Here is a 20,605-nt window from a genome sequence, read left to right on the forward strand (position 1 = left end):
ATGACCGTTCCCACCACCGCCGCAGGCACCGCCCCCGACGGCTCCCCGGTCGCCTCGGGCATGCCGGAGACCGCGACCCTGCGCACCGCCCCGTCGGGCGACCCGCACCGCGCGACGTTCCGGTCGCAGCTCGGCCAGGCGTTCGCGATGTTCCGCAACCCCAAGTCTCTGGCCGGGCTGATCATCCTCGGGATCTTCGTGCTCGTCGCGATCCTGGCCCCGTGGATCGCCCCATACGGACCCACCCAGAAGGACCGCACCGCGCTCCGCCAGCCGCCGTCGTGGGAGCACTGGCTCGGGACGACGCACATGGGGGAGGACGTGCTGAGCCAGATCATCTACGGCACGCGCGGGGTGATCGTCGTCGGCTTCCTCGCCGCGTTCATCGCCACCATCATCGCCATCACGGTCGGCGTGATCGCCGGGTACGTGCGCGGCTGGAAGAGCGAGTCGCTGTCGGCGCTGACGAACGTCTTCCTCGTGATCCCCGGCATCCCGCTGATCATCATCATCGCGTCGCAGTTCGACAACCCGCCGCTGATCGTGATCGCCGCCGTGCTCGGGCTCACCGGGTGGGCGTGGGGTGCGCGCGTGCTCCGGGCGCAGACCATGTCGCTGCGCAACCGCGACTTCATCCAGGCTGCCCGCGCCAACGGCGAGCCGCTGCGCCGCATCATCACGGTCGAGATGCTGCCGAACCTGATGGCGCTCATCGCGTCGAGCTTCGTCGGCACCGTGACCGCCGCGATCCTCGGCCTTACGACGCTCGCGTTCATCGGGGTGATCCCGGTGAGCAACCTCAACTGGGGCACGATCCTGTTCTGGGCGCAGCAGAACGGCGCCTTCCCCCGGTTGTGGTGGTGGTACGTGCCCGCGGGGCTCTGCATCGCCATCATCGGCGTGGCCCTGTCGCTGATCAACTTCGGGATCGACGAGTATGTGAACCCGCGGCTGCGTTCCGCCGGAGAGCGCGCACGGGCCATGAAGAAGAAGGGGCTCGACGTGAACGCCCCGGTCACGGCCGTGCGCTCCGTCCCCCTGCCGACGACCGACACCACCGATACGACGACACAGAACACGAAGTGATGACCTCTCTGCTCCCGACGACCACCCTTCCGTACCAGAACCCCTCCCTGCCGATCCCCGAGCGGGTCGCCGACCTCCTCTCCCGCATGAGCGTGGAGGAGAAGGTCGGGCAGATGCTGCAGCTCGACGCCCGTGACGACCTCGACGACCACGTGCTGCGGCGTCACGTCGGCTCGATCCTGCACACGTCTCCCGAGCGCATCGTGCGGGCGAACGAGCTCACGGCGCAGACCCGCCTGCGCATCCCCCTGCTCGTGGGCGAGGACTGCATCCACGGCCACTCGTTCTGGCCGGGTGCGACGATCTACCCCACCCAGCTGGGCATGGCAGCGACGTGGGACGCCGGGCTGCTGGAGCGTGTCGCGCGGGCGACCGCGGAGGAGGTCGCGGTCACCGGCATCCACTGGACCTTCTCGCCGGTGCTGTGCATCGCGCGCGACCTGCGGTGGGGCCGGATCAACGAGACGTTCGGCGAGGACCCGTTCCTGATCGGCGAGCTCGCGAGCGCCATGGTGCGCGGCTACCAGGGCGACGGGCTCGACGACCCGACCGCGATCCTCGCAACCGCCAAGCACTTCGCGGGGTACTCCGAGACGCAGGGCGGACGGGATGCGAGCGAGGCCGACATCTCGCGCCGCAAGCTGCGCTCCTGGTTCCTGCCGCCGTTCGAGCGCGTGGCCCGCGAGGGCTGCCGCACGTTCATGCTCGGCTACCAGACCACCGACGGCGTGCCGATCACCCTGAACGACTGGCTGCTCAGCGACGTGCTGCGCGACGAGTGGGGGTACACCGGCACCCTCATCACCGACTGGGACAACGTCGGGCGCATGGTGTGGGAGCAGCGCATCCAGCCCGACCTGACCCAGGCGGCCGCGGCCGCGGTGCGCGCGGGCAACGACATGGTCATGACCACGCCCGGGTTCTTCGAGGGCGCGCTCGACGCGGTGGCTCAGGGGCTGCTGCCCGACGACGCGTTCGACGACGCGGTCGCCCGCATCCTCACGCTCAAGTTCGAGCTCGGGCTGTTCGAGGATCCGCGACTGCCACGCGCAGACCTGTCGTCCGTGGTGGGCAGCGCCGCGCACGCCGAGCTGAACCTGGAGACGGCGCGACGCTCCCTCGTGCTGCTGGAGAACGACGGCGTGCTGCCGCTCGACCCCGCCGCCCCGCTGCGCATCGCCGTGACGGGACCCCTGGCCGACGACGCACAGACGCAGCTGGGCGACTGGGCGGGAGGTTCGGGTCAGGCGGGGTGGCTCGACGGGCAGCCGCGCGACATGATCACGACCGTGCTCGACGGGCTGCGCGCGGTGGACGGCTGGCGGGTGACGCACACGCGCGGCGCCGACATCCTCACCCTCGAGGACGACCCGCGGGGCACGCACTTCCCCGACAAGCAGCCGCGGCCGCCGGTGGTGCGGCCGTGCGCGCCCGACGCGGCCATGATCGCGGAGGCCGTGGCCGACGCCGAGGCCGCCGACGTCGTGGTCGCGGTGGTCGGCGACCGGATCGAGCTCGTGGGTGAGGGCCGCTCGACGGCCACGCTCGAGCTCATCGGCGGCCAGAACGCGCTGCTGGACGCGCTGATCGACACCGGCACGCCGGTCGTGATCGTGCTGCTCGCGTCGAAGCCGCTCGTGCTCCCGGCGTCGGCGCAGCGCGCGGCGGCCGTGATCTGGGCGGCCAACCCCGGGATGCAGGGTGGTCGCGCGCTGGCCGAGGTCATGGCGGGCCTGGTCGAGCCGTCCGGCCGGCTGCCGATCTCGTTCGCACGCCACGTGGGACAGCAGCCGACCTACTACAACCAGATCCGCGGACAGCACGGCGACCGGTACGCCGACCTCACGCAGTCGCCCGCCTGGGCGTTCGGCGAGGGGCGCTCGTACACCACGGTCGAGTACTCCGACCTGGAGCTGGAGGCGGAGGCTCTCACCCCGGACGACACGGTCGTCGGTCACGTGACCGTGACGAACACGGGAGCCCGGCCCGCGCGCGAGACCGTGCAGGTGTATGTGCGCGACGAGGTCACGAGCGTGAGCTGGACCGACCGGGAGCTCAAGGCGTACCGCCAGGTCGACGTGGCGCCGGGGGAGTCGGTGCGGGTGCGGGTGGAGGTGCCGGCCGCCGAGTGCACGATCGTCGACGCCGCGGGGCTGCGCCGGGTGGAGCCCGGCGCGTTCACGCTGCTGGTCGGCCCGAGCTCGCGCGAGGAGGTGCTGCTGGCGGCGGGGTTCCGCATCGGCTGAGGCGGACGCGCCGAGGGCGGCCGGACGGAATCGCTCGATTTGAGCTCAAGCGCGTTTGAGGTCTTACGGTTAATGGGTGACCCGGAAGTTCCCCGCATGACCATCGACCCCCGCCCCCACCCCGCCGCCCCCGTCCCGTCCGCCGTCGGCGAGGGACTCAAGGCCGCGTTCCGCGCGCACCCCGCCGGTGTCGCGATCATCACGGCTCAGGGCCCCGACGGTCCGGTGGGCCTCACCGCCTCCAGCGTGTCGTCCGTGGCGGTCGATCCCGCCGCGATCATGTTCTCCGTCACGCGGGCGACCGGGAGCGCCGGGGCGATCCTGTCCGCGCCGAGCTTCGTGGTGCACCTGATCGACGACGAGCACTCCGACCTCGCGCAGAGCTTCGCCGTGAGCGGTGCCGAGCGGTTCACGTCGCAGCAGGGCTGGACGACGCTGCCGACCGGCGAGCCGCACCTCCCGGAGGCGAGGGTCGCGCTGCGCTGCCGCCCGCTGCACACCGTGCCCGTCGGCTCCTCGACGGTCGTGATCGCGGAGGTCCTGGAGGTGCTGCCGGGGCGACCCGCCCGCCCGCTGGTGTACGTGGACCGCCGGTTCCACGCCCTGCCGCACGTCCCCGCCGTCTGACCCCGACCGCCCGGCGGCGGTCCGGCCCGCCGTCAGGCGAGCGAGAGGAACAGCTTCTCGAGCTCAGGCAGGGAGACGCCGTCCTCCTCTTCCGGGCCGTCGAGGCAGTCCCTCATCGCGGTGGCGATGATCTGGAAGCCCGCCTTGTCGAGCGCGGAGGTGACGGCGGAGAGCTGCGTGACGACCGCTCGGCAGTCGCTGCCGGCCTCGACGGCCGCGATCACGGCGCCGAGCTGACCCTGTGCGCGCTTGAGGCGGTTGGCGATCTTGCGTTGCGTCTCGGCATCGGTGGTAGACATGGCGGCTCCCTGATCGTCGGCTGAGAACTCCACTATACCCCCAGGGGTATAGTGATGGATACCCATCGGGGTATCGAGAGGAGTCACCCATGTGCCGAGCCGTCCGTTGCCGAACCTGCGGAAAGACCACCTGGGCGGGATGTGGTCAGCACGTCGACGCCGTCCGCCAGACCGTACCGAGGTCGGACTGGTGCGGCGGACACGCCGATGAGCAGCCCACCGGCGGCTTCCTGTCGCGGTTGTTCGGCCGATGAGCGCCGCGCCCCTCACGGTCGTGATCGTCGGCGGCGTCGCGGGCGGGATGTCCGCCGCCACCCGACTGCGCCGACTGGACGAGTCCGCGCACATCGTCGTCTTCGAGCGCGGGCCGGAGGTGTCATACGCCAACTGCGGCCTCCCGTACTACGTGGGCGGGGTGATCCAGGACCGCGAGGCGCTGCTGCTGCAGACCCCCGAGTCGCTGCACCGCCGCTTCCGGCTCGACGTGCGCGTGCGCCACGAGGTCGTGCACATCGACACCGACCGCCGCGTCGTCGAGGTCGAAGGGCCCGACGGGCAGCGGATGCTCCAGCCGTACGATCGCCTCGTGCTCGCCACCGGAGCCCGCCCGCGCCGCGACGAGCCCGACGCGGGACCGCCCGTGCGCAGCCTGCGCACGGTCGACGATGCCGACGCGATCCACGCCGCGGCACGGCCCGGGCTGCCCGTGGTCGTGGTCGGCGGCGGTTACACGGGGCTGGAGGCAGTCGAGAACCTCGTCGCCCGTGGCGCCGCGGTCACGCTCGTGCAGCGCGGGCCCCAGCTGCTCTCCCCGCTCGACCCCGAGATGGTCGCACCGCTCGCCGAGGAGCTGCGGGTGCGCGGGGTGGACGTACGGCTCGGCGTCGAGATCACCGCGTCCGCGCCGGGTGCCGTGACCCTGAGCGACGGGACCGTCGTGGCCGCCGAGTTCGTGGTGGACGCGTCGGGAGTGGTGCCCGAGGTCGGGCTCGCGCGGGACGCGGGCATCCGGATCGGCGAGACGGGCGGGATCGCGGTGGACGACGCCTGCCGCACCAGCGCCCCCGACGTGTTCGCGGTGGGCGACGGTGTCGAGAAGAGCGACCTGGTGGGCGGCGGCCCCGCACTCATCACGATGGCGGGACTCGCGAATCGGCACGGCCGGATGGTGGCCGACCTCATCGCGGGCCGGGTCGAGGCTGCGTCACCGGCCGTCGGCGCCGGCATCGTCGGCGTGTTCGGGCTCGCGCTCGCCAAGACCGGCTGGAGCGAACGGCAGCTCCACGCCGCCGGTCGTGAGTTCTACGCCGTGCACGTGCACCCGGGCTCGCACGCGGGCTACTACCCCGGTGCGGAGACGCTGTCGATGAAGCTGCTGGCCGACCCGGCGAGCGACCGCATCCTCGGCGCGCAGGTGGTGGGTCGCGACGGGGTCGACAAACGCATCGACGTGATCGCCACCGCGATGCAGGCGGGCGTCACGGCCGCGGGTCTCGCCCGGCTCGAGCTCGCCTATGCGCCGCAGTTCGGCTCGGCGAAGGACCCGGTCAACATGCTCGGCTACGTGGCCGAGAACACGCGCACCGGCACCACCCCCACCGTGCAGTGGCACGGGCTCGACGACGCCGTGCGCGCCGGGGCCGTGCTCATCGATGTGCGCTCCCCCGCGGAGCACGTGGCCGGCGCGATCCCCGGCGCGCTCAACGTCCCGCTGGACGAGTTGCGCGACCGCCTCGACGAGCTGCCGGCGGGGCCACTGGTCGTCCACTGCCAGGTGGGGCTCCGCGGTCACATCGCGACGCGGCTGCTGCGGCAGCACGGACGCGACGTGCGCAACCTCGACGGCGGCTACCGCACCTGGCGTGACGGCACGGTGCGGTAGCGCGCCGGAGTCGCGGGGCCTCAGTCGCTGGCGAGCTTCGCGGCGAACTCCCGTTCCACGTCGACGTAGTGGTCGTCGGCCACGTCGTAGACCACCTGGTGGATCTCACCGCCCGTGAAGGCGAAGCGGTTGGGGTAGGCGGTGGTCACGGTGTCGCCCGAGTCGTAGCCGACGCTCAGTCCCTCGCCCGTGAGGGCGTAGCGGCCGAGCTGGGTGCGGATCGGGATCGACTCGACGGCCTCGTCGTCGACGTAGAGCGTGAGCGTGCCGAGCGCTTCGCCGTGGTCGCCGGTGCCCTCCTTCTCGAAGCCGACGCCGACGATGTGCCGGCCCTCGGTCGGCGCGGGGGTGCTGACCCGCTGCTCGGGCGGGATGCCGAGGAAGTTGTACACGAACGACAGCGTGCCGTCCTGCACGTACAGGCTGTAACCGCCGAATCGGGAGCCCTGGGCGACGATCACGCCCTCGGTTGCCGCGGTGAAGTCCACCTCGGCGAGGATCTTGAACGACACCTGCTGCGTGCGCGCGGCGAGCTGCTCCTGCACCTCGGTCGTCTCCGGGTAGTAGGTGAAGCGGCCGTCGGCGGGCACCGGCAGGTGGTACTCGTATTTGATGAAGTCGGCGACGCCCAGGTCGTTCAGGGGCAGCACGTCGTACTTCTTCGCCTCTTCGAGCCAGAGCGCCGTGAGCTCCGCCAGCTTCTCGGGGTACCGGTCGGCGAGGTCGACGGCCTCCGCCCGGTCCTCGTCGACGTGGAACAGCTGCCAGCGGTCCTCGTCGAAGTGCCCCAGGCCGATCGGGACGGGGCCGTGCTCGGCGACGGCCTTCCACCCCTTGCTCCAGATGCCGCGGGTGCCGAGCATCTCGTAGTACTGCGTCTGCTTGGTGGTGGGGGCGTCGGCGGCGTCGAAGGAGTAGTTCATCGGCACGCCGGGCATCGGCGTCTGCTCCACGCCGTCCACGACGGTCGGCGCCTCGACGCCGCACGCCTCCAGGATCGTCGGCACGATGTCGGTGCAGTGGTGGTACTGGCTGCGCACCTCGCCGCGCGCCGTGATCCCCGCGGGCCAGTGGATGATCAGCGGGTCCGCCGAGCCGCCCGCGTAGGAGTAGCGCTTGAACATGCGGAACGGCGTGGAGAACGCCATCGCCCAGCCCGTCGGGTAGTGGTTGTAGGCGTCGGGCCCGCCGAGCTTGTCGATCATCGTCAGGTTGCGCGCGACGTCTTCGGGGTACCCGTTGAAGAACAGGTTCTCGTTGATCGAGCCGTTCGGGCTGCCCTCGCCCGAGGCGCCGTTGTCCGCCGCGTAGATGATGAGCGTGTTGTCGAGCTGTCCCGACTTCTCCAGGTGCTCGATGATGCGGCCGACCTGCGCGTCGGTGTACTCGCTGAACCCCGCGTACACCTCCGCGGTCCGCGAGAACAGCGCCTTCTCCTCGTCGGTGAGCTCCGCCCACGGGCGCACGCTGTCGACCTCGGCGAACGTGCCGGGCGTCATCGGGTTCATGTCGGTCAGCTGCGTGCCCTCCGGCAGGATGCCGCGCTCGATCATGCGCGGCAGCACCCACTCGCGGTACGCCTCGTAGCCGTCGTCGAACATGCCCCTGTACTTGTCGATGTACTCCTGCGGGGCGTGGTGCGGGGCGTGGTTCGCGCCGGGGCAGAACCACAGGTACCAGGGCTTGTCCGGGGTGGACTGTTTCGCGTCGCGCAGCATCCGGATCGCCTGGTCCGCGAGATCCTTGGACAGGTGATACCCGTCCTCGGGCTGGTAGGGCTGGTCGATGTAGTGGTTGTCGACGGCCAGATCGGGGTACCACTGGTTGGTCTCACCGCCGATGAAGCCGTAGAACCGGTCGAAGCCGTGCCCGAGGGGCCATTCGCTGCGATCGGAGCCGCTGGAGATCGCGTTGATCGGCACGTTGTGGTTCTTGCCGACCCAGTACGTCGACCAGCCGTTGTCGCGGAGGATGCGTGCCAGCGGTGCGTTCGACTTCGGGATGTGCCCGTTGTAGCCGGGGAACCCGGTGGCGGACTCGGAGATCGTGGCGTAGCCGTTCTGGTGGTGCGTGCGTCCGGTGAGGAACGTCGACCGGGTGGGTGAGCACAGGGCGGTCGTGTGCCACTGCGAGTAGGTGAGGCCGTTGTCGGCGAGGCGCTGGAGGGTGGGCATGTGGATGCGCCCGCCGTACGGCTCCCACGCCGCGAGACCCGTGTCGTCGAACAGGATGACCAGGACGTTGGGTGCACCCTCCGGAGCCTTGGTCGGCTCGTACGCCCCCCAATCCGGTGTCGAATCCCGCACGTCGAGCGCGATCTTCCCCTGGAACTCCCGAGCCATGATGTCTCCCTCCGGTCGAAACACGTGTCTGCTCGGCACGGTATCGAGGGCGCAAAGGGGGGGACAGGTGGCTCTCGCAGGATCACCAGGGTGATTCCCGCGGGGGCCGTCTCGGCCGCAGCGGGTCAGACCAGGCGGGCGGTCGTGCCGCGCACGTTGAGCTCGTACGGCAGCGCGGCCGGGGGCCGTACGGCCTCGGGATCGGTGAGCTTCGCCAGGACGGCATCCGCCGCGCGCTCGCCCTGCCCGAGGGGGAACTGGTCGACCGTGGTGAGACGGAAGAACTCGCCGAGCTCGTGGCCGTCGATGCCCACGATCGACAGGTCCTCCGGCACCCGGAATCCGAGGTCGCGGGCGGCGAGGAGCGCCCCGATCGCCATCTCGTCCGAGGCGGCGAACACCGCGGTCGGGCGCGGGCCCGGGCGGCCCAGCAGCTGCTTCGCGGCCCGGTAGCCGCCCTCGACCGTGAAGTCGGCGGGCTCGAGGAACGCCGGCTGCAGCGGGATCCCGGCCGTCGCGAGGGCCCGCTCGAACCCGAGTCGGCGGTTGGTGGGGATGTGGAAGTCGAGGTCGAACTCGGGGTTCGCGCCGATGTGCGCGATCTGGGTGTGGCCGAGTCCGATGAGGTGCTCCGTGGCGAGCTGCGCGACCGCGACGTCGTCGACCGTGAGCGTGTCGAGCTTCGGGTTCGGGCCGCCGATCGCGATCACCGGCAGTCCGAGGTCGAGCAGCTGCTGCGTCTCGTCCTCGTCGAGCTCGATCGACACGGCGATCACCGCGTCCACGCGCTGCCGCCGCAGGAACGTGTCGAACACGTCGCGGCGCACGTCCTCGTCGGCGGTGATGTTGTAGAGCGTGATGTCGTAGCCGGCGCGCATGAGCGCGGCGGACACCCCCGACAGCACCGTGCTGAAGAACCACCGGTCGAGGAACGGCACCACCACGCCGATGTTGCGCGTGCGACCCGAGGCGAGGCTCGAGGCCCGCGACGACACCACGTAGCCGAGCGACTGCGCGGCCGCGCGCACGCGCTCGCGCGCCGACTCCGAGACCTGCCCTCGTCCGCTCAGCGCACGGGAGACGGTCGCGGTGGAGACGCCGGCGAGCCGGGCGACCTCGTCGATGCTCGCCATGGGTCCTCCTGGGGTTCCTGTTCCGTCGCGGTCGCGCGCTGCGGGCAGCGTCTGCGACCGCGACGGGAACGGGCGGGTCAGGCCGCGGTGGTGTACCAGACGGCGGTGTCGACCGGCAGGTCGGGGCCGTCGAAGGGCTGGCTGCGCAGCACGATCAGGGCGCCGTCCGGCAGGGGGAGCGCGGCGGTGCCGAGGTTGGCGAGCACGTGCACCTCGCCGCGGCGGAACGCGACCGCGTCGGGCCCCGCGTCCTCCCACACGAGGGAGCCGGTGCCGAAGCCGTGTTCGCGGCGCCCGGCGAGCAGGCGCTTGTACAGGGCGAGGGTCGACGCGGGGTCGACCTCCTCCACGTCGCGCGCATGGGCCGCCCAGTCCGCGGGCTGCGGGAGCCACGACAGCCCGGTGTCGTTGAAGCCGAACGCGGGGGCCTCGGCCTCCCAGGGCAGCGGCACGCGGCAGCCGTCGCGGCCGTAGCGCTCGCCGTTGGTGCGGAACCACGTGGGATCCTGCCGGAACTCGTCCGGGATCTCCATAGCCTCGGGCAGCCCGAGCTCCTCGCCCTGGTACAGGTACGCCGAGCCGGGGAGGGCCAGCATCAGGGTCGTGGCGGCGCGGGCGCGCGCCAGGCCGATCGCGGTGTCGGGCTTGTCGGGCGTGTTCGGCCCGATGCCCTCGCCCTGCGGGTTCTCGGACGTGAGGGCGAGGCGCGAGGCGTGGCGCACGACATCGTGGTTCGACAGCACCCAGGTGCTGGGCGCGCCGACCGCGCCGAACTCGTCGAGCGACTCGCGGATCACATCGCCCAGGGCCTTCGCGTCCCACTCGGTCATGAGGTACGGGAAGTTGAAGGTCTGGTGCATCTCGTCGGGCCGCACCCACAGCGCGGTCTCCTTGAGCGTCGGCATCCAGGCCTCGCCGCACAGCGCGCGGTCGCCGTCGTACTCGGCCAGCACGCGGTGCCAGTCGCGGTAGATCTCGTGCACGCCGTCCTGGCCCCAGTACGGCACGTTCGACTCGCCACCGCCCATGGAGTCGGCGTCGGTGGGGGGCGTGTAGTCGGGCAGCCCCTCGGTCTTGATCATGCCGTGGGCCACGTCGACCCGGAAGCCGTCGACCCCACGGTCGAGCCAGAAGCGCAGGATGGAGCGGAACTCCTCCTGCACCTCCTCGTTGTTCCAGTCGAAGTCGGGCTGCGTGGCGTCGAAGATGTGCAGGTACCACTGGCCGGGCGTGCCGTCGGCCTCGGTCACGCGCTGCCACATGCCGCCGCCGAACACCGACTCCCAGTTGTTGGGCGGCAGCTCGCCGTTCTCGCCCCTGCCGTCGCGGAAGATGTAGCGCGCGCGCTCCGGGCTGCCCGGTCCCGCGGCGAGGGCCGCCTGGAACCACGGGTGCTGGTCGGACGAGTGGTTGGGCACCAGGTCGACGATCACGCGGATGCCGCGGTCGTGTGCGGCGGCGAGCATGTCGTCGAAGTCGGAGAGGGTGCCGAACAGCGGGTCGACGTCGCGGTAGTCGGCGACGTCGTAGCCGGCGTCGCGCTGCGGGCTCGTCATGAACGGGCTGAGCCAGATCGCATCGACGCCGAGCTCCTGCAGGGAGTCGAGCCGGCGCGTGATCCCCGGCAGGTCGCCGATGCCGTCGCCCGACGCGTCCGCGAAGGAGCGGGGGTAGATCTGGTAGATGACGGCGCTGCGCCACCACTCGGTACCGGGGGCTGCGAACTGTTCGAGCTGTGCCATGCGAACAGGCTACTGCAAACGCTTACACTCTCACCACCACGCGGATCGAATCGGTTCGGAGCAGTCCGCGTACCCGGTCGGTGGCGTGCTGTTTCCATCGCCCGGACGCTCCCGTCGCCGACAGCGGCCGGGCGATGGGGGCACGGTCACGGCGTGGGCATGCCGCCGTTCACGTTCAGCGTCTCGCCGATCACGTAGCTCGACTCCGGCGACGCGAGGAACACATATGCCGGCGCGAGCTCGGCCGGCTGCCCCATGCGGCCGAGGGGCGTGTCCTCGCCGAACTTCTCGATCTTCTCCTGGGGCTGTCCGTCGCTGGGCTGCAGCGGCGTCCAGATCGGGCCCGGCGCCACCGCGTTCACGCGGATGCCCTTCGGCGCGAGCTGCTGGGCGAGACCCTTCGTGAACGCGTTGATCGTGGACTTCGTGGAGGCGTAGTCGACCAGGATGTCCGACGGCGAGTACGCCTGGATGGACGTGGTGTTGATGATGGTCGACCCGGCGGGCAGGTGCGGGAGCGCGGCCTTCGTGATCCAGAACATGGCGTACACGTTGGTCTTGAACGTGTCGTCGAACTGCTCGTCGGTCAGGTCGGTCAGCGACTCGCGGTACACCTGCTTGCCGCCGTTGTTGACGAGGATATCGAGCCCGCCCAGGGCGGCCACGGCTTCGGCCACGAGCGTGCGGCAGTACTCCGGGTCGCGCAGGTCGCCGGGGATCGTGGCGACCGTCGCTCCGGCATCGCGGAGGAGTCCGGCGATGCGGCTCGCGTCCTCCTCCTCCTCGGGCAGGTAGGAGATCACCACGTCGGCGCCCTCCCTGGCGAACGCGATCGCGGTGGCGGCGCCGATGCCGGAGTCGCCCCCGGTGATCAGGGCCTTGCGTCCGGTGAGACGCCCCGTGCCGCGGTAGGTGTCCTCGCCGAGGTCGGCCTTCGGGGTCAGGTCGGCGTCGAGGCCCGGCTCCGGCATGTGCTGCTTCTGCGGCTGGATGTCGGCGTAGAGCTCGGCGGGGTTCGTGAAGGTGTACTGGTCGCGGGACATGGTCGTCCTTTCCGGGGGATCGTGGACTGGCTCCCATCGTCGGATCGTTGCCGAGAGGCCGCAAACGCCTTGCACGCCCGGGTCGGCTTTGCTACACGCGCGGGCCCTCGCCATATCGCACGGGAGATGTGGACGAAAGGCTCTTCAGCGGCGTGTCGCGATCTGGCACATTCGGTACCGTGCCCCCCGCTCCGTCCCGTCCCCCGCGCCGACCGGGCACCGCTCGTGTCGTGTCGCCCCTGGTCACCGTGCGCCGGTCCGCCCCGATCAGCGCCGTCGCCGCGCTCGTCGCCGCCGTGGTCCTGCTCGGTGCCGCACCCGCGATGTCGGACAGTCGGGCCCCGCGCGCCGAGACCGGAACCGACGTGACGGCCGACCCCGCGGCATCCGTCGCACTCGCCTACGAGTTCCTCGACGCCAGGGTGGACGAGTTCTGCGACGGCGCGGGCCACTGCCTCCCGCGCAGCTATCAGGGCGGCTTCTTCACCACCCCGACGTGGGACTTCACCCCCTCCTTCGTGTACGACGACGCGCTGGTCGTGATCGCCTACACGGCCCGCGGCCTGCCGGATGACCTGCGCCGCGCCCGCGCGATCGGCGACACCCTGCTGTTCGTGCAGGAGGAGGACCCGATCGGCGACGGGCGCACGCGCGCCTCCTACGAGCCCCACGGCATCCGTCAGGGGCGCGTCGAGATCACCGGGCCCGGCAGCTTCACCGGCAACCAGGCCTGGGTGGGCATGGCCCTCGCGCGCCTCTTCCACGCGACGGGCGAGCAGCGGTACCTCGACGGCGCGCTGCGCACCGCGAACTGGATCCAGGACAACACCGCTGACATGACCAGGGCGCCGTACGGCTACACGGGAGGCCAGACCGACACCGGGGCCTCGCTGGAGTGGAAGTCGACGGAGCACAACACCGACGTCGCGGGCTTCTTCGCCCAGCTCGCCCAGCTCACGGGCGACGCCGTGTGGGCGCAGCGCTCGGCCGTCGCCGCCGGATTCGTCGCCGCGATGCAGAGCGCGGACGGCCACGTCGACACCGGCACCCTGCTCGACGGCAGCACGGTCAACACCCGTCCCGTCCCGCTCGATGCGCAGACCTGGAGCGCGCTCGGCACGGGGGACGCCCGCTATGGTGCCGCCCTGGACTGGACGCTCGGGCACCTGATGGCCACGGACGGCCCGTACCGCGGCCCCTCGATCAGCGATGTGGACGTGTCCAAGGCGTGGTTCGAGGGCAGCGGGCACCTGGCCCTGGCACTCCGGCTGCGCGATGCCGCGGGCGACGCCGCCCAGGCCGACGAGCTGCTCGCGGACATCCGCCTGGCGCAGCGCGATGCGGTGAACGGCGACGGCAAGGGCATCGTGGCGACCTCGACCGACGGACTCGACTCCGGCTTCGGCGACTTCTACTACGCGAGCCTGCACACGGGCACGACCGCGTGGTACCTGCTGGCGGCAGCCGCCGACAACCCGTTCGCGCTTCCCGCGGCCGCCGCGTCCTCGGGCGAGTGACGCCGCGGCCGACCTGCGGGGCGCCCGTGCGTCAGAGGTCGCGCGGCTGAGGCTTCGGCGTGCGCCCGTGCGTCAGGCGGCGACGCGGGCGACCGCGGCGATCGCGCTCGCGAAGAAGCCCAGGCCGTCGACGCCGCTGCGCATGGCCGCGGTCGTGTCGGGGCCGAAGCCCGGCTCGGTGGCGTGCTCGGGGTGCGGCATGAGCCCCACGACGTTGCCCGCCTCGTTGGTGAGCCCGGCGATGTCGCGCAGCGAGCCGTTCGGGTTCACGCCCGCATAGCGGAACGCCACCAGGCCCTCGCCCTCGATGCGGTCGAGCGTCTGCTCGTCGGCGATGTAGCCGCCGTCGGCGTTCTTCAGCGGGATGACGATCTCCTGGCCGGTGCGGAAGGCGTTCGTCCACGCGGTGTCGGCGTTCTCGACCGTGAGGCGCTGGTCGCGGCGCACGAAGTGCTGGTGGTTGTTGCGGATCAGTCCGCCGGGCAGCAGGTGCGCCTCGACCAGCATCTGGAAGCCGTTGCAGATGCCGAGCACGGGCAGGCCCTTCGCGGCGGCCTCCTTGACCTCGGTCATGATCGGGGAGAGGGCGGCGATGGCCCCGGCGCGCAGGTAGTCGCCGTAGCTGAAACCGCCCGGCAGCACGAGGGCGTCGACGCCCTCGAGGTCGTGTGCGCCGTGCCACAGGGCGACGGGTTCGGCGCCCGCGAGGCGGACGGCGCGCTGTGCGTCGACGTCGTCGAGCGAGCCGGGGAAGGTGACGACCCCGATGCGCGTGGTCACTCGGCCACCTCGATGCCGACGACGTCTTCGATCACGGCGTTGGAGAGCACCTCGTCGGCGAGGCGCTTCGCCTCGGCGAGCACCTCCTCGGTGACCTCGCCCTCGACGGTGAGCTCGAAGCGCTTGCCGATGCGCACGTCGGTGAAGCCGTCCACGCCCAGGCGGGCGAAAGCGCCGGAGACGGCCTTCCCCTGGGGGTCGAGCAGTTCGGGCTTGGGCATGACGTCGACGACGATGGTGGGCATGACGGCTCCAGGAGTCGCGGGTGGACGGGCGCCCCCAGTCTACTGCCCTCGCACCGGCGCTCCCCGCGGGGTCAGGCGGAGTGGAAGACGGTGTGCAGGTCGCCGATCGCGTCGCGGCCGCCGAGGCCGTCGATCTCGAACAGCACGGAGATCCCGGCGACGTGGCTGCCCAGACGCTCGACGAGCTGTCGGCCCGCGGCGAGGGTGCCTCCGGTGGCGAGCACGTCGTCGATGAGCAGCACGCGGGAGCCCGCCGGGAGGTCGTCGTGCATCTCGATCGTGGCGGTGCCGTACTCCAGGGCGTAGTCGACCGAGGCGGCGGGACGCGGGAGCTTGCCGGCCTTGCGGATGGGGATGAGCCCGACCCCGGCAGCGATGGCGGCGGCGCCGGCGAGGATGAAGCCGCGCGCCTCGATGCCCGCGACCACGTCGAACTGCCCGGCGAAGGGCTCGATGATCGCCTCGGTCGTGACCCGCAGCGCCTCGGCGTCGGCCAGGAGGGGGGTGATGTCGCGGAAGACGATCCCGGGCTCGGGGTAGTCGGGGATGCTGCGGATGAGCGACTCGGCGCGGATGAGGGCGGGGGAGAGCGTGGCTTCGGGCACCGGTCAAGGGTACGCCGCGTTCCCGGGTGCTGCCGCGCTTGACACCGTGGGAGCGCTCCCATATGGTTGCAGACCATGGCCGTGGGAGCGCTCCCATGCCATCCCGATGCACCACACCGCACGACCACCCACAAAGGAGTGAACTGTGAACACACGTGCCCGCACCCGGATCCTGGCGCCCGTCGCCCTGGCATCCGTCGCCGCCCTCGCCCTCGCCGGCTGCTCCGGCGGCAACGGCGGCGGTGACGCCGGCAGCGCCGACGAGGAGATCACGCTGACCGTCACCACGTTCGGAACCTTCGGCTACGACGACCTCTACGACGAGTACGAGAAGGCGCACCCGAACGTGAAGATCGAGGCCACCAACATCGACACCGGCGGCAACGCCCGCACCGACGCGTTCACCAAGATCGCCGCCGGCTCCGGCCTCAGCGACATCGTGGCGATCGAGGAGGGCTGGCTCGGCGCGATCATGGACGTGTCCGACACGTTCGTCGACCTGCGCGACTACGGCATCGAGGACCGCAAGGACGACTGGGTCGACTGGAAGTACGGCCAGGCCACCGACGCCGAGGGCCGCGTCATCGGCTACGGCACCGACATCGGCCCGAGCGGCATCTGCTACAACGGTGCCGCGTTCGAGGCCGCCGGTCTGCCCAGCGACCGCGAGTCCGTCGCCGAGCTGCTGAACGGCGACTGGGACAACTACTTCCAGGTGGGCGCCGACTACACGGCCAAGACCGGCAAGGCCTGGTACGACCACTCCGGCTTCGTGTGGAACGCCATGGTCAACCAGCTCGACGAGGGCTACTACACCGCCGACGGCGAGCTCAACGTGGAGGGCAACGACGAGCTGAAGAAGCGCTTCGAGCTGCTGGGCGCCGCGACCGAAGGCGGCCAGTCCGCCGCGCAGACCGCGTGGGATTGGAACGGCGGCAAGTCGTTCGTCGACGGCACCTTCGCGACGTTCGTGTGCCCGGGCTGGATGCTCGGCGTGGTGCAGGGGCAGATCGAGGCCGGCGGCGGCGACGCCTCGACCGGCTGGGACTTCGCCGACGTGTTCCCCGGTGGCGCGGCCAACTGGGGTGGTGCGTTCCTCTCCATCCCGGAGACCTCGCAGCACAAGGAGGCGGCGGCCGAGCTCGCCGACTGGCTCACGCAGCCCGAGCAGCAGGTGAAGCAGTCCGCCGCCGCGGGCAACTTCCCCTCGACCGTGAAGGCCCAGGAGACCCTCGCCGCAGACGCCACCCCCAACGCGTTCTTCAACGACGCGCCGACCGGGGCGATCCTCGCCGAGCGTGCCAAGGGCGTCGTCGCGCAGTTCAAGGGCGCCGATGACTCCGTGATCCAGGAGAACGTGTTCGGTCCGGCGCTCAGCAGCCTCGACCGCGGCGAGACCGACACCCAGGGCGCGTGGGACCAGTCCATCGGCCTGCTGAACGAGCTGGTCGGCTGATCACTCGGGGCGTCCTTCGTCTCGTCGCCGGCGCTCCTCGTTCAGGAACCGGTGCCTCCGGTTCCTGAGCGAGCCGAGCGAGACGAAGGGCGCCCCCACCGAACGAGGACACCCCATGACACTCACGCACGACCGCCCCGACACGGTGCCCGCGTCGTCGCAGCGTCCGCCCGCCGACACCGGTGCGAAGCGGCCCTGGCGGCACCGCCTCTCCCGCTTCGACCAGAACGCGTCGCCGTACTTCTACATCTCGCCGTTCTTCCTGCTGTTCGGACTGGTCGGCCTCTTCCCCCTGCTGTACACGGTGTGGGTGGCCGTGCACGAGTGGGACCTGCTGAAGGGCGAGGGCGACTTCGTCGGGCTCGGCAACTTCGTCGAGATCCTCGGCGACGGCATGTTCTGGAACTCGATCCGCAACACGCTCAGCATCTTCCTGCTCTCCGCGATCCCGCAGCTCGCGGTCGCCCTGCTGATCGCCTACCTGCTGGACCGCGGTCTGCGCGCCCCGACGTTCTGGCGCATGAGCGTGCTCATCCCGTTCGTGGTGACCCCGGTCGCCGTGGCCATCATCTTCTCGAGCATCTTCAACGAGGCGGACGGCCTGGCCAACAACCTGCTGAACCTGATCGGCATCGCGGATCAGCAGTGGAAGCACGACACGGTCCTGTCGCACATCGCGATCGCGGTGATGGTGAACTTCCGGTGGACCGGTTACAACGCCCTCATCCTCCTCGCCGCGATGCAGGCCGTGCCGCGGGACCTGTACGAGTCGGCCGCGCTCGACGGCGCCGGATCTGCGCGGCGCTTCTTCTCCATCACGATCCCGACCATCCGCCCCACCCTCATCTTCGTGATCATCACGGCCACGATCGGCGGCCTGCAGATCTTCGCGGAACCGCGGCTGTTCGACGTCTCCACCGCGGGCGGCATCGGCGGCAGCGACCGGCAGTTCCAGACCACGGTGCTGTTCCTGTGGGAGCTGGCCTTCTTCCGGCGCAACCTGGGTGAGGCTTCCGCGGTCGCGATCCTGCTGTTCCTGCTCATCGTGGGCATCGGCCTGATCAACTTCCTCGTCTCGCGGCGCATCTCCACCGGCGACGCCCCGAAGAACCGCGCGGCCCGCCGTCGCGCCCGCACCAGCAAGGAGGAGGCGCGATGACCGCCACGCAGGCCCTCAGCGTCCCGGAGCGCATCCGCCGCCGTCGGGGCGCCGCATCCGGCACCGCCGGCATCGGCAGCCGCCCGGGATTCCTCACCTACGGGCTGCTCGCGGCCTTCGTGCTCGGCAGCGCCTACCCCCTGTGGTGGTCGTTCGTGGTCGCCAGCGGCACCAACGCGACCAGGGGGGAGACGCTGCCGCTGATCCCGGGCGGGAACTTCCTCGCCAACGCGGCCAAGGTGTTCGACGCGATCCCGTTCTGGCTCGCACTGGGCAACTCGGTCCTGATCTCCTCGATCATCACGCTCTCGGTCGTCACCTTCTCCACCCTCGCCGGCTACGCCTTCGCGAAACTGCGGTTCCGGGGACGCGACGGGCTGATGGTGTTCGTGATCGCGACCATGGCGATCCCGACGCAGCTCGGCATCATCCCCCTGTTCATGCTGATGCGCGAGCTCGGGTGGACCGGGTCCATCGGCGCGGTGATCGTGCCGACCCTGGTGACCGCGTTCGGGGTGTTCTTCATGCGGCAGTACCTGGTGGACGTGATCCCGGACGAGCTCATCGAGGCGGCCCGCATGGACGGCGCCGGACAGTTCCGCACGTTCCTGACGGTCGGGGTGCCCGCCGCCCGTCCGGCCATGGCGATCCTCGGCCTGTTCACGTTCATGACCGCGTGGACCGACTACCTGTGGCCCCTGATCGTGCTTTCCCCTCAGAACCCCACGCTGCAGACGGCCCTCAGCCAGCTGCAGTCGGGCTACTACATCGACTACTCGATCGTGCTCGCCGGTGCGGTGCTCGCGACCCTCCCGCTCCTCGTGCTCTTCGTGGCGGCGGGACGGCAGCTGGTCAGTGGCATCATGGCGGGCGCGGTGAAAGGATGACCCCTATGACGCGTGCCTTCCCCTCGGACTTCCTCTTCGGCGCGGCGACGGCGGCCTACCAGATCGAGGGCGCTGCCTTCGAGGACGGGCGCACCGCCTCCATCTGGGATGCGTTCGCGCGCGAGCCCGGCGCGGTGGTCGGCGGCGACAACGGGGATGTGGCGTGCGACCACTACCACCGGTACCCGCAGGACGTCGCGCTCATGAAGGACCTCGGGTTGCAGACGTACCGGTTCTCCACGTCGTGGTCGCGCGTGCGGCCCGACGGCGGGGCCGTGAACCGCGCGGGCGTCGACTTCTACAGCCGCCTGGTCGACGAGCTGCTCGAGGCCGACATCCTGCCCTGGCTCACGCTGTACCACTGGGACCTGCCGCAGGCCCTGCAGGAGAGCGGGGGATGGACGAACCGCGACGTCGTCGACCGCTTCCTGGACTACGCGGGCACCGTGCACGACGCGCTGGGCGACCGCGTGAACGTGTGGACGACGCTGAACGAGCCGTGGTGCTCGTCGTTCCTCTCCTATACGGGCGGCGAGCACGCGCCGGGGCACACCAGCATCGCGGAGGGGCTGCTCGCGTCGCACCACCTGCTGCTCGCCCACGGCGCCACGGTGAAGGAGCTGCGCGGGCGCGACTCGTCGCTCAACCTCGGCATCACGCTCAACCACACCGTCGCCGACCCCGCCGACCCGCAGAACCCCGCCGACGTGGATGCCGCCCGGCGCCTGGACGGGCAGTTCAACCGCTGGTTCCTCGACCCGATCTACCGCGGCTCCTACCCCGCGGACGTCGTCGAGGACATCCGCGCGGTCGACCCTGAGGCGGTCGCGCGGTTCGAGGCCGCGGTGCACGACGGCGACCTCGAGACCATCGCGCAGCCCATCGACACGCAGGGCGTGAACTACTACCACGGCGACCTCGTCTCCGGCACGGCGCCCGCGACGACCGCGACCGCCGAGGAGGGCGGCCCGGCGACCTCCCGGCCCACGCGCAGCCCGTACCCGTCGAGCGACGGCATCCACGCGGTCGAGCGCGGGCTGCCCCGCACGGCGCAGCACTGGGAGGTGCAGCCGGAGGGGCTCACGCGACTGCTGCAGCGCGTGTGGGCCGAGTACGCCGAGCCCGCCGGGGTCGTGCTGTACGTCACGGAGAACGGCGCCGCCTACGACGACGAGCCCGTGGTGGAGGACGGTGAGACGCGCGTGCACGATGCCGACCGCACCGAGTTCCTGCGCCTGCACCTGGACGCGGTGCTCGATGCGGTCGAGGGGGGCGTGGATGTGCGCGGCTACTTCTACTGGTCGCTGTTCGACAACTTCGAGTGGGCGTGGGGCTACGACAAGAGGTTCGGCATCGTGCGCGTCGACTACGACACCCAGGAGCGCGCGCTGAAGGACTCGGCGCACGAGTACCGTCGCATCATCGCGGCCAGGGAGCTGGCGCCCGTCCCCGGTGAGCCGGCCAGGGCCTGATCGGGGCGGGCGGCGCGGCGTCGCCCGGCGATCCGTGGTCTCCGGCGGGGCATCGCGTGGTCGACAATAGGGCCATGGAAGAGA

17 protein-coding genes are annotated in these 20,605 nt (G+C 71.0%); 9 read left to right on the forward strand and 8 right to left on the reverse strand.

From position 1 onward, the window contains the following. The 3 genes from KV394_RS07155 to KV394_RS07165 all read left to right on the forward strand — a co-directional run bounded on the left by KV394_RS07155 (position 1) and on the right by KV394_RS07165 (position 3,959). Positions 1-1,086, forward strand: coding sequence for an ABC transporter permease (locus tag KV394_RS07155; RefSeq protein ID WP_205814343.1), 1,086 nt, complete (start codon positions 1-3; stop codon positions 1,084-1,086). Continuing rightward, positions 1,086-3,332: an exo-beta-d-1,3/1,6-glucosidase gene (locus tag KV394_RS07160; RefSeq protein WP_136045600.1), complete on the forward strand. Its 2,247-nt coding sequence runs from the start codon at positions 1,086-1,088 to the stop codon at positions 3,330-3,332. The genes KV394_RS07155 and KV394_RS07160 overlap by 1 nt, the downstream gene beginning before the upstream one ends. A 96-nt stretch (positions 3,333-3,428) precedes the next feature. After that, a complete protein-coding gene (locus tag KV394_RS07165; RefSeq protein WP_136032772.1) occupies positions 3,429-3,959 on the forward strand; it encodes a flavin reductase family protein in 531 nt (176 codons plus the stop codon). A gap of 32 nt (positions 3,960-3,991) precedes the next feature. Here KV394_RS07165 and KV394_RS07170 read toward each other — a convergent pair whose 3' ends face one another. Then, positions 3,992-4,258 carry a metal-sensitive transcriptional regulator gene (locus tag KV394_RS07170; protein WP_136036129.1) on the reverse strand — a complete coding sequence of 89 codons (267 nt, stop codon included), beginning with the start codon at positions 4,256-4,258 and terminating at the stop codon, positions 3,992-3,994. A gap of 250 nt (positions 4,259-4,508) precedes the next feature. On the opposite strand from KV394_RS07170, the gene KV394_RS07175 reads away from it, so the two are divergent. Further along, a complete protein-coding gene (locus tag KV394_RS07175; RefSeq protein ID WP_247982683.1) occupies positions 4,509-6,140 on the forward strand; it encodes an FAD-dependent oxidoreductase in 1,632 nt (543 codons plus the stop codon). 20 nt (positions 6,141-6,160) lie between these two features. Here the strand turns inward: KV394_RS07175 and KV394_RS07180 are convergent, their stop codons facing one another. The 4 genes from KV394_RS07180 to KV394_RS07195 all read right to left on the reverse strand — a co-directional run bounded on the left by KV394_RS07180 (position 6,161) and on the right by KV394_RS07195 (position 12,400). After that, on the reverse strand, positions 6,161-8,482 hold the full coding sequence (locus KV394_RS07180; RefSeq protein ID WP_247982684.1) for an arylsulfatase: 2,322 nt from the start codon (positions 8,480-8,482) through the stop codon (positions 6,161-6,163). A 125-nt stretch (positions 8,483-8,607) separates the two neighbouring features. After that, entirely contained in the window at positions 8,608-9,615 is a 1,008-nt protein-coding gene (locus tag KV394_RS07185) for a LacI family DNA-binding transcriptional regulator (protein WP_136045602.1), read from the reverse strand. Positions 9,616-9,692: 77 nt separating this feature from the next. Continuing rightward, positions 9,693-11,357 (reverse strand): glycoside hydrolase family 13 protein, encoded by a 1,665-nt coding sequence (locus tag KV394_RS07190; protein WP_136036125.1) that lies wholly within the window; start codon positions 11,355-11,357, stop codon positions 9,693-9,695. Positions 11,358-11,503: 146 nt separating this feature from the next. Continuing rightward, the gene (locus KV394_RS07195) at positions 11,504-12,400 is read right to left on the reverse strand and encodes an SDR family oxidoreductase (RefSeq protein ID WP_247982685.1); all 897 of its coding nucleotides are present in this window, start codon (positions 12,398-12,400) and stop codon (positions 11,504-11,506) included. Positions 12,401-12,630: 230 nt separating this feature from the next. Here KV394_RS07195 and KV394_RS07200 point away from each other — a divergent pair, with 230 nt between their 5' ends. After that, the gene (locus KV394_RS07200; RefSeq protein ID WP_247982686.1) at positions 12,631-13,917 is read left to right on the forward strand and encodes a hypothetical protein; all 1,287 of its coding nucleotides are present in this window, start codon (positions 12,631-12,633) and stop codon (positions 13,915-13,917) included. A 72-nt stretch (positions 13,918-13,989) separates the two neighbouring features. Here KV394_RS07200 and purQ read toward each other — a convergent pair whose 3' ends face one another. The 3 genes from purQ to KV394_RS07215 form a co-directional block, all read right to left on the reverse strand. Then, positions 13,990-14,697, reverse strand: a complete 708-nt coding sequence (purQ, locus tag KV394_RS07205) for a phosphoribosylformylglycinamidine synthase subunit PurQ (RefSeq protein WP_136032786.1) — start codon at positions 14,695-14,697, stop codon at positions 13,990-13,992. After that, positions 14,694-14,942, reverse strand: coding sequence for a phosphoribosylformylglycinamidine synthase subunit PurS (gene purS / locus KV394_RS07210; protein ID WP_136032788.1), 249 nt, complete (start codon positions 14,940-14,942; stop codon positions 14,694-14,696). Before purS ends, purQ begins: the two co-directional genes overlap by 4 nt. A gap of 71 nt (positions 14,943-15,013) precedes the next feature. Then, positions 15,014-15,547 (reverse strand): adenine phosphoribosyltransferase, encoded by a 534-nt coding sequence (locus tag KV394_RS07215; RefSeq protein ID WP_136032790.1) that lies wholly within the window; start codon positions 15,545-15,547, stop codon positions 15,014-15,016. Between the two features lie 145 nt (positions 15,548-15,692). On the opposite strand from KV394_RS07215, the gene KV394_RS07220 reads away from it, so the two are divergent. The 4 genes from KV394_RS07220 to KV394_RS07235 all read left to right on the forward strand — a co-directional run bounded on the left by KV394_RS07220 (position 15,693) and on the right by KV394_RS07235 (position 20,521). Next, positions 15,693-17,003, forward strand: a complete 1,311-nt coding sequence (locus KV394_RS07220; protein ID WP_247982687.1) for an ABC transporter substrate-binding protein — start codon at positions 15,693-15,695, stop codon at positions 17,001-17,003. 115 nt (positions 17,004-17,118) lie between these two features. Further along, positions 17,119-18,162 carry a carbohydrate ABC transporter permease gene (locus tag KV394_RS07225; protein ID WP_136036124.1) on the forward strand — a complete coding sequence of 348 codons (1,044 nt, stop codon included), beginning with the start codon at positions 17,119-17,121 and terminating at the stop codon, positions 18,160-18,162. Beyond that, positions 18,159-19,049 (forward strand): carbohydrate ABC transporter permease, encoded by an 891-nt coding sequence (locus tag KV394_RS07230; protein ID WP_136032796.1) that lies wholly within the window; start codon positions 18,159-18,161, stop codon positions 19,047-19,049. Before KV394_RS07225 ends, KV394_RS07230 begins: the two co-directional genes overlap by 4 nt. 5 nt (positions 19,050-19,054) lie before the next feature. Then, positions 19,055-20,521: a GH1 family beta-glucosidase gene (locus tag KV394_RS07235; protein WP_247982688.1), complete on the forward strand. Its 1,467-nt coding sequence runs from the start codon at positions 19,055-19,057 to the stop codon at positions 20,519-20,521. Positions 20,522-20,605: the final 84 nt, after the last annotated feature.

Source organism: Microbacterium sufflavum (assembly GCF_023101165.1).
GTDB lineage: Bacteria > Actinomycetota > Actinomycetes > Actinomycetales > Microbacteriaceae > Microbacterium > Microbacterium sufflavum.